Raw genomic sequence first — 8,658 nt, forward strand, 5'->3', positions numbered from 1 at the left:
TTATTTATTTACTAAGCTACCACGTATTTGGTTTGGGAAACTTACAGGAAGAGGAATATGCAATAGAGTTAAGACAGGCTGAAGACGCTAAAATTGCTTTTCTTCAAAAACCAGGAAGCGCCGGGAATAAAATAAATGAGAACAATGTAGAGCAATCCAAAGATGCCGGGGTGCTTACCGCAGGAGCCGGACTTTTTAAAACTGCCTGTGCCCCATGCCATGGTGAGCATGCAGAAGGCTTGGTTGGACCAAACTTAACCGATGAGTTCTGGATTCATGGCGGTGGTGTTAAGAATATCTTTAAAACCATTAAATATGGAGTACCTGATAAAGGTATGATTGCATGGGAAAAAACACTTAAGCCTAAACAAATTGCCGACCTGGCCAGCTACATTATGTCTCTCAAAGGGAGCAACCCTGCCGGAGCCAAGGCACCACAGGGTGTAAAACAACAATAAGATGTCACAAACACCAGCACATTTTAGAGATCAGGTATCCACGCTTACTGATGATGGCCTGAAACGAAAATGGATCTATCCGAAGATAATAAAAGGAAAACTGTACAAATACCGTTCTGTGGTTAGCTATTTTTTCCTTTTATTGCTGATTTGTGCTCCGTTTATAAAATTGAACGGTGAACAACTTGTGCTGTTAAACGTAATAGAAAGGAAGTTTGTTTTTCTTGGAATTGTATTCTGGCCTCAGGATTTTTACCTGTTTGCTTTTGCACTTCTGATTTTTATAGTATTCATTGTTTTGTTTACAGTAATATTCGGAAGGGTCTTTTGTGGATGGGCCTGCCCGCAGACCATATTTCTGGAAATGGTATTCAGAAAAATAGAAAACTGGATAGAAGGAGATCACAATCAGCAGAGAAAACTCGATGCAGCACCATTAACCTTCAGTAAGTTCCTTAAAAAGACGTCAAAGCATTTTCTTTTTTTCTGTATCTCATTTCTGATCTCAAATGTTTTTCTTGCTTATCTGATCGGATCCGGCAAACTGATCAGCATTGTGACTGAACCCGTAAAAGATCATCTCTCGGGATTTATTTCAATATGGTTATTCTCATTCGTATTTTATCTCGTGTTTTCCAGAATGAGGGAGCTGGTTTGCACAGTAGTATGCCCCTATGGCAGATTGCAAGGGGTTTTGCTGGATAACCAGAGTATTATTGTTGCCTATGACTATGAGCGTGGTGAACCCAGAAAAAAAATAAATAAGGGACAGGATACTCCATCTGGAGATTGCATTGATTGCAAATTATGTGTTCAGGTTTGCCCTACCGGCATAGATATCAGGAACGGTACTCAGTTGGAGTGCGTTAACTGCACCGCATGCATAGATGCCTGCGATATGGTTATGACGAAAATCAACAGGCCTTTAAGACTAATTGGCTTTAAATCTGAGAGTGAGATCAAGCAAAAAACCACCTTTAAGATCAGCAAAAAAATATACGCATACAGTGCTGTACTGACAGTCCTTATAATTGTTCTGTCCTTTATGATCATAAGACGATCAGATGTGCAGACAACCATTTTGCGCGCAAGCGGAACATTATACCAGCTCAGGGACAAAGACCAGACTGTAAGCAATCTGTACACTGCAGAAATGGTGAACAAAACGGATAAAATTGTGGAATTTGAAATAATACCCGATGATGAGCATGCACGCATTCAGTATATCCAAAAACCCGATGCTATTGCATATGGAGGCAGTACCAAAGCAACTTTTTTTGTAATCCTGCCTCAAAGCACAATCAGAAAATATAAAACCAAGATCAGTTTCAAACTGCAATCTGAAAAGAAAGTGGTAGATCGGTTTGAAACTACCTTTATAGCACCTGCAAACAATTAAGAATATGAATTGGGGAACGAAATTAATTATTGGAATGTTGTCATTTATGGCCTTTATTGTAATTCTGGCTGTACTAATGATGCGTAGTGAAAATGACGCTTTGGTGGACAACGATTATTATGAAAAAGGATTAAGGTACAATGACCAATACCGGCAAAAAGAGCAGGTAATAAAAGATAATGCATCACCTGATATAGAATTCTCAGGTGACAATTTAATAATAACGTTTAAGACACAAGCTGCTGGCACCTTAAAAATAATGCGTACAGCAAAAAAAAGCATGGACAAGATGATGAATTTTAAGACTGACAGTGCCGCCAGTGTGATGCTGAGATCTACAGACCTGGCAAAAGGACATTGGAAGTTTATCATACAATGGAAGGCGGAAAACGGAAAAACATATTTAAGTGAGCAGGAGGTCTTAATGCCATGAGTAATGAAAGGCTTGCATTTTTTATCGGATTATTAGGCTCTCTCCATTGCATTGGAATGTGTGGGCCATTAGCTTTTGCAGTGCCATTAAGGCATCCAGGATGGGCGTATTTGGTGTGGAATAAATTAATTTATCAATTAGGCCGTTTAATTTCCTATTGCTTTCTGGGTGCATTGGTCGGTTTAGTTGGAAAGCAAATATGGCAGGCAGGTATCCAGCAAAGCATTAGTGTGTTCACCGGAGTACTAATCCTATTAGCCGCATGTTCCAGATTGTTTAAAATTCCTTTTCTTAAACAAACCCCTTTAAAAATATTAAACCCATTCAACAAGCTATTCAATTATGCCTTTAAACATAAATTAAATCACCTGATCATTGGAATGATAAATGGCCTGTTGCCTTGCGGATTCGTTTATCTTGCATTAGCTGGAGCATTAAATACGGAGAGCATTCAGCAAGGTATCATTTATATGTTTTGGTTTGGAGTAGGAACAATACCATTAATGCTGGGTGCGGCAATTATTGTCGGTTTTTCTGGTTTCACTTTCAGAAGGTCGCTCAATAAAGTTGTTCCTTATGCAATGCTAATTCTGGGTTTCTGGTTTTTATTAAGGGGACTGGAATTAAACATCCCCTATTTAAGTCCACAAAAACCAAATTCCAGTGTAGCAGAATGCAGATAAAACGATATTAATCTGCTAGGCTAAACAATTGAGTGCTGGGCTGGCTTGCCCAAAGTCTGGCATCAAAGGCCATACATATATTCCTTAAAAATCTTTTTCCGTACGGGGTAATCCGGACATCATGATCTGAAAGCATTACCAAGCCATCCTGGGCCAGCCATTTCATTCTTTTAATTCCTTCGTCTACTTTCTCATGCATTTCTTCTGGTTTTTTCCAGGATGTATACCCTCTACACATCAAATTCAAAATATGCTTTCGGATTACAAGATCGGTATCATTTAAAATGTGGCCTTTTGTAACTGGCAATTCTCCTTTACTAACAACACTCATATATTCTTCAACATTCTTTACATTTTGTGCAAAGGCCGTCCAGCAATCGCTTATAGATGAAACCCCTAATCCAATTAAGACTGTACTGAATTGTTCCGTATAGCCCATAAAATTCCTGTGTAACTGGCCATTCAGCTGGGCATGGTATAAACTATCGGTTTTGAGTGCAAAATGATCCATACCTATCTCCGAATAACCGCCGGCAATCAGCTTAGCTCTTCCCAGCTCATATAAACTCCTTTTCATTTCTGCCGATGGTAACTCTTCTTCTGTATATTTGCGCTGCCCGGGTTTTATCCATGGAACATGAGCATAACTGTAAAATGCAATTCTATCTGGTTTTAACCTTAATACAGATTGTATTGTTTTGCCCAGACCCGTTAAGGTTTGAAGCGGAAGTCCATAAATCAAGTCATAATTAATGGACTGATAGCCTATCTGTCGWGCCTTCCTTGTTACCCTTTCAACTGATCGGTAAGACTGAATCCTGTTGATTACAACCTGTACTTTTTTATCAAAATCCTGAATACCCAGACTTATCCGTCTGAACCCCAGTCTATATAAAAGGATCAGATGTTCATCGGTGGTATTGTTTGGATGACCTTCAATGCTAAACACAGCATCTTCATGTAAATCTGAGGGATTTACAAGGCCATCAATTAACAATTCCAGATGCTCAGGACTAAAAAAAGTTGGTGTTCCCCCACCCAGATGTATCTCCTTAATTATCGGCTTTATGCCAAGATGGCTGCGATATATTTCCCATTCTTTTAATACAGCATTAATGTAGGGAATTTCTACACCGTGATTTTTGGTAATCCTGGTATTACATCCACAATAGGTACACAGGCTTTCGCAGTAAGGTAAGTGTACGTATAAACTTAAACCTTCGGTACTATTGCGAACCGTAGTAATGAGGTTGTTAATCCATTTATTTTTATCAAAACGCTGCGCATCCCAAAATGGCACGGTAGGATAGCTGGTATATCTTGGTGCAGCAACGCGGTATTTGTCGATCAAGCTGCTATTTATCATCCCTGTCAGATTTTATGTTAACTTCTTTATGATGCTGATCACAAGATCTGGAACATATGCAGGCCTCTCCCAAGCATTTACGACCTTCCCACTTATCCAAATTGTTGATGGTTTGTGATGCAAGTGCCATTGGAAGTTCATTTTCGGGAATACCACTTAGCGCCCAGGGCGGAACGCTGGCAATTTTAATATTGTGACTAGAAGCCTCCTTGTGATCTATATGTGAACTATCTATTGATCTGGTTGCAATATATTTAATACCCAGATCAGCTAGCTTATGGATTACATTGGCTGAAACATCATCATCAGTAAACACAACAACGGCGTCCTTACCCTCTGCATAAAACACCGTTTCTGCACACAATGAATTGGATATCAGTGTAATTTCGTGTTTCTTGCGGTTGGCTGTCGCCAATGGCTCTTTTTCAGTTGACTTAATACTATACGCTACAACTCTCATTCTATTGATTTTATCTATCAAAATTAAGTCGTAGCTTACTGGCAAAGAATGAGGTTAATCACATCAAATTTCGCCATTCCTGCCATTGAAGCCAAATTATCCCTAGACATACTTAATGTCACAGTATCAACTACCGTTTCTTTATTAGAACTTAACCTGATCAGAACTTCTGCCATCCGTTTTCTTACTGAATGATAGGCCAGCTGAAGCAGCTGCTGTTCCTTATCTAATATATTATTGGCTAAGAGTCTGATAAACTGAGATGCAACTGCAGGGTATTTATTTAGCAAGGGTTCCAGAAATCCCTTTGGAAGAAGACACAGGGAGGTATCTTCCATAGCCTCACTTGTTTCCCGGTAGTTCTCATTCGCTAACAAAGCGGCAACGCCAAAATACTCATCTGCGCCATGTATTCCGGTTAATAATTCCCTACCGTCATCAGCAACTTTAAAAGTTTTTATGCTTCCGGAAATTACAAGATAAATACCATTTACTGGATCTCCGTCATAGTAAACAACCTGTTTCTTTTTGATTTGTCTCACCTTTCGCTCAGCAATTAACTTTGAAAGTTCCTCGAGTCCTCTATTACCACTCAAAAGATTATCTAATTTATCAAGCGATTGACTGTATAATTGCTTTTGCAAGTCTCTCTTCTTAATCCGGCTCTCTATGGCATTTAAAAGTTCTACATCATCAAATGGTTTGGTCAAATAATCATCCGCCCCCATTTCCATCCCCTTTCTTATATCAATCCGCTCGGTCTTGGCGGTTAAAAAGATGAAAGGTATAGCAGATGTTTCAGGTGCCTTACTCAACAGATACAATACGCCATACCCGTCAAGTTCGGGCATCATAATATCACATAATATCACATCAGGTAAATATTTTATGGCAAGTTCTATCCCCTGCTTGCCATTTTCTGCCTGGAACACTTCATAATTCCCAAGCATTAAAATTTCAGAAGTGCTTTCTCTTATATCGTTGTTGTCTTCGATAATAAGTATCCTTGTTTTTTCCCTCATCTCTATTTATTGAATGATAATGTGAACTTAGTTCCCTTATTAAGCGTACTGGTGAAACCTACGGTCCCCTTCATTAACGTTGCATACCTCAATACAATGTTTAAGCCCAAACCCGTACCCGGAATATTCCCTGTATTATTCGCTCTGAAAAATGGCTGAAAAAGATCTCTTTGATCTGACTCAGGAATTCCAATACCGTTATCATTAATTGTCACGATGCATGCATTATCGGTAATTTCGGTATTAAACTCAATAAAAGTATGTTCACCGGAGTACTTAATCGCATTGGATATCAGGTTTATCATGCAGTTCTTAAGCAAGTTTTGATCAAGATAAACTACACTATCCACACCGGTATGCTGATAAATTATATTTTGCTCTTCTTTAGCTATCATTTGCATCTCTTCGGTTATTTCTTCAGCTAACTTAACCAGGTCAAATGACTGGAAGGAAGGTTCTACATTACCTGCTTCAAGCCGTTCAAGAGAAAGAAAATCATTCAAAATGGTCGTAAGATTACCTACGGCATTTTTTATCTTATTTACATGTTTTCTAATATTTTCATTGTCATACGGTACCGCATATTTTTCGATAAGAACCGAAGACAATTGTATGGAGCTCAAAGGAGTTCGGAATTCATGAGAGGCCATGGATACAAAACGGCTTTTCATTTGATTCAGTTCTTTCTCTTTCACCAGAGAAATACTCACCTCTTCTTTTGCAACTCTTAATGCCTGAACCAACTCTTTTAATGATCTTGTACGCTCATCAACAAGGTTTTCAAGCTCAGCTGCATATTCCTTTAACCGCTGTTCTGCTTCTTTTTCCTTTGACAGATCATGGATAAAACCAGTGTATATCGTTCGGTGGTCGTAACGCACTTCACTTACTGCCAAGCGAAAAGGAAAGGTTGTGCCATCTTTGCGCAATCCCCTGACTTCTCTGCCCTTGCCAATGATCCGCTTTTCACCGGTGCTTTGATAACGGTGAAGATACCCGTCATGGCCGCTTTTATCAGGCTCAGGCATTAGCATTGAGATGTTATTTCCAATAACTTCCTCAGCCGTATAACCAAAAAGCTTTAACGCAGCAGGATTAAGACTTTCTACTATACCTCTGTGGTCAATCGTTAGAATTCCATCAATTGCAGTCTCAATTATTGCCTTAAGCAGCTTAGCTCCGTCCATAGTTTTTCTTTACACAAATGTAATAAAAGCACGATCAGGCCTAACATAACCAAAATCATGGTAAATAGTGACCATCGTCATATTTTGCAATTGCTAATATAATTCTTAGGTTATTCTATTGACACTCCACTAAAAGTCGCCAGATACGGTATATCATCGGTTGTATCTATTGTAGATGACGAACTTACTGAGCGGATGCGGAAATATCATGCTGACTTGAACAGTGAACCGTATGATTTTATAGCTAAAGATAGGCCTGATAGCCGTTCACTCAGGATAACTGAGTATTTAAATCTGCTGCATAGACTCGTAAATAAACAAATTACTGAGCTGAAGAAACATGACTTTGAAAGCCACAGTGAACTGAACAGCTATTTTGAGCTATTACCGGAAAATTCTGTATTAAAATCAAGATTCAGGCTGATGCAGGAGTTGCCTCAGGGTGATGAAAAGCAAAAACTTCAAAATGAACTAAAGGAGGGCATTATAGCAGGGAATATTGACGTAAACATCATGTCAAAAGTAGATAACGCAAACTATCAGAATGGCGCTTATCTGGGCGACGAAAACACTGACGCTTTGGCTGCACTCCGCGGTTTCGCAAAAAGCACACTAAGCTCTTCTGTGATTGTATCGGCCGGTCTGAATCAAAGATTATACGCCTATATGGAAACTTTTAGCGATTTCTTTCCTAACGCTGAAGGTCTGTTTACTAAACAAATAACATTGAAGGTAAGCGATTACCGTTCAGCAATCATTCAGGCTAAAGTACTTGCGAAAAAAGGACTCTGGGTCTCAGAGTTTCGCATAGAGTCTGGTTTGAATTGCGGAGGACATGCTTTTGCTACAGACGGATTACTTATGGGGCCAATACTTCATGAATTTAAAGAGAATCGAACAGAATTGTTCGCAGAGTTATTTGAGATATATCAGGATGTACTTAAGATAAAAGGAATAGACCATGATGAAAATTGGAAACCTCAGCAACGTGTTACCTATCAAGGGGGTATTGGAACTGCCCAGGAGCATCAATTTCTAATTAACTACTATAACCTGGATGCAGCTGGCTGGGGAAGTCCTTTTCTTTTGGTACCAGAAGCTACAAATGTAGATAAACAAACCCTTGATGATATTGCAAATGCCTCAGAAAGCGACTTCTATCTGAGCAATGCTTCGCCACTGGGTGTTCCGTTTAACAATTTCCGGAAAAGTACGGCGGAAATCCAAAGAATTGAAAGAATCGCTAAAGGGCGTCCAGGAAGTCCCTGCACAAAAAAATATCTTTGCAGCAATGTTGAATTTACCGCAGAGCCTATATGTACGGCTTCAAGACAATATCAAAGACTTAAAATAGCGCAGCTAAAAATTTTAAACCTGCAACCAGAGGTCTTAAAGAAAAAACTCGATCTAATTACCGAAAAAACCTGCTTATGCGAAGGCCTCTGTTCATCCAATTACTTAAAATCAGATGTTCTTAGACAAAAAGAAAATAAGGCGGTAAGCATTTGCCCTGGTCCTAATATTGCATATTTCTCCAGACAATACAGTCTGGCAGAGATGATTGGACATATATACGGGCGAAATAATTTACTGAACGATATCAACAGACCAAATGTTTTTATCAAAGAACTTGGGCTTTATGTTGAGTAC

9 protein-coding genes are annotated in these 8,658 nt (G+C 39.1%); 5 read left to right on the forward strand and 4 right to left on the reverse strand.

All coding sequences use genetic code 11. From position 1 onward, the window contains the following. The 4 genes from AC1DDX_RS23470 to AC1DDX_RS23485 all read left to right on the forward strand — a co-directional run. The coding region (locus tag AC1DDX_RS23470; protein ID WP_477622687.1) for a c-type cytochrome at window positions 1–458 on the forward strand (458 nt) is incomplete at its 5' end. Between the two features lies 1 nt (window position 459). After that, window positions 460–1,857, forward strand: a complete 1,398-nt coding sequence (gene ccoG, locus AC1DDX_RS23475) for a cytochrome c oxidase accessory protein CcoG (protein WP_172662625.1) — start codon at window positions 460–462, stop codon at window positions 1,855–1,857. Window positions 1,858–1,861: 4 nt separating this feature from the next. Next, the gene (locus AC1DDX_RS23480; protein WP_172662624.1) at window positions 1,862–2,290 is read left to right on the forward strand and encodes a FixH family protein; all 429 of its coding nucleotides are present in this window, start codon (window positions 1,862–1,864) and stop codon (window positions 2,288–2,290) included. Further along, window positions 2,287–2,973, forward strand: a complete 687-nt coding sequence (locus tag AC1DDX_RS23485; RefSeq protein WP_288883686.1) for a sulfite exporter TauE/SafE family protein — start codon at window positions 2,287–2,289, stop codon at window positions 2,971–2,973. The genes AC1DDX_RS23480 and AC1DDX_RS23485 overlap by 4 nt, the downstream gene beginning before the upstream one ends. A 7-nt stretch (window positions 2,974–2,980) precedes the next feature. On the opposite strand, the gene hemN is transcribed toward AC1DDX_RS23485, so the two are convergent. Genes hemN through AC1DDX_RS23505 form a run of 4 tightly spaced genes read right to left on the reverse strand, consistent with a single transcriptional unit; the run spans window position 2,981 to window position 7,008 of the window. Continuing rightward, window positions 2,981–4,339 carry an oxygen-independent coproporphyrinogen III oxidase gene (hemN, locus tag AC1DDX_RS23490; protein WP_288883685.1) on the reverse strand — a complete coding sequence of 453 codons (1,359 nt, stop codon included), beginning with the start codon at window positions 4,337–4,339 and terminating at the stop codon, window positions 2,981–2,983. After that, the gene (locus AC1DDX_RS23495) at window positions 4,329–4,799 is read right to left on the reverse strand and encodes a Rossmann-fold NAD(P)-binding domain-containing protein (protein ID WP_337715993.1); all 471 of its coding nucleotides are present in this window, start codon (window positions 4,797–4,799) and stop codon (window positions 4,329–4,331) included. The genes hemN and AC1DDX_RS23495 overlap by 11 nt, the downstream gene beginning before the upstream one ends. A 35-nt stretch (window positions 4,800–4,834) precedes the next feature. Beyond that, a complete protein-coding gene (locus AC1DDX_RS23500) occupies window positions 4,835–5,821 on the reverse strand; it encodes a response regulator (RefSeq protein WP_477622688.1) in 987 nt (328 codons plus the stop codon). A 2-nt stretch (window positions 5,822–5,823) separates the two neighbouring features. After that, window positions 5,824–7,008 carry a PAS domain-containing sensor histidine kinase gene (locus AC1DDX_RS23505; RefSeq protein WP_172662619.1) on the reverse strand — a complete coding sequence of 395 codons (1,185 nt, stop codon included), beginning with the start codon at window positions 7,006–7,008 and terminating at the stop codon, window positions 5,824–5,826. Window positions 7,009–7,224: 216 nt separating this feature from the next. Here AC1DDX_RS23505 and AC1DDX_RS23510 point away from each other — a divergent pair. Then, window positions 7,225–8,658 (forward strand): hypothetical protein (locus AC1DDX_RS23510; protein ID WP_477622689.1); only part of this gene is annotated, 1,434 nt, incomplete at its 3' end.

The organism is Pedobacter sp. 10L46_2 (assembly GCF_056395165.1).

Coding starts and splice junctions, on each gene's coding strand:
- ccoG (WP_172662625.1), top strand. CDS start 460: ATGTCACAAACACCAGCACATTTTAGAGATCAGGTATCCACGCTTACT.
- AC1DDX_RS23480 (WP_172662624.1), top strand. CDS start 1,862: ATGAATTGGGGAACGAAATTAATTATTGGAATGTTGTCATTTATGGCC.
- AC1DDX_RS23485 (WP_288883686.1), top strand. CDS start 2,287: ATGAGTAATGAAAGGCTTGCATTTTTTATCGGATTATTAGGCTCTCTC.
- AC1DDX_RS23495 (WP_337715993.1), bottom strand. CDS start 4,799: ATGAGAGTTGTAGCGTATAGTATTAAGTCAACTGAAAAAGAGCCATTG.
- AC1DDX_RS23500 (WP_477622688.1), bottom strand. CDS start 5,821: ATGAGGGAAAAAACAAGGATACTTATTATCGAAGACAACAACGATATA.
- AC1DDX_RS23505 (WP_172662619.1), bottom strand. CDS start 7,008: ATGGACGGAGCTAAGCTGCTTAAGGCAATAATTGAGACTGCAATTGAT.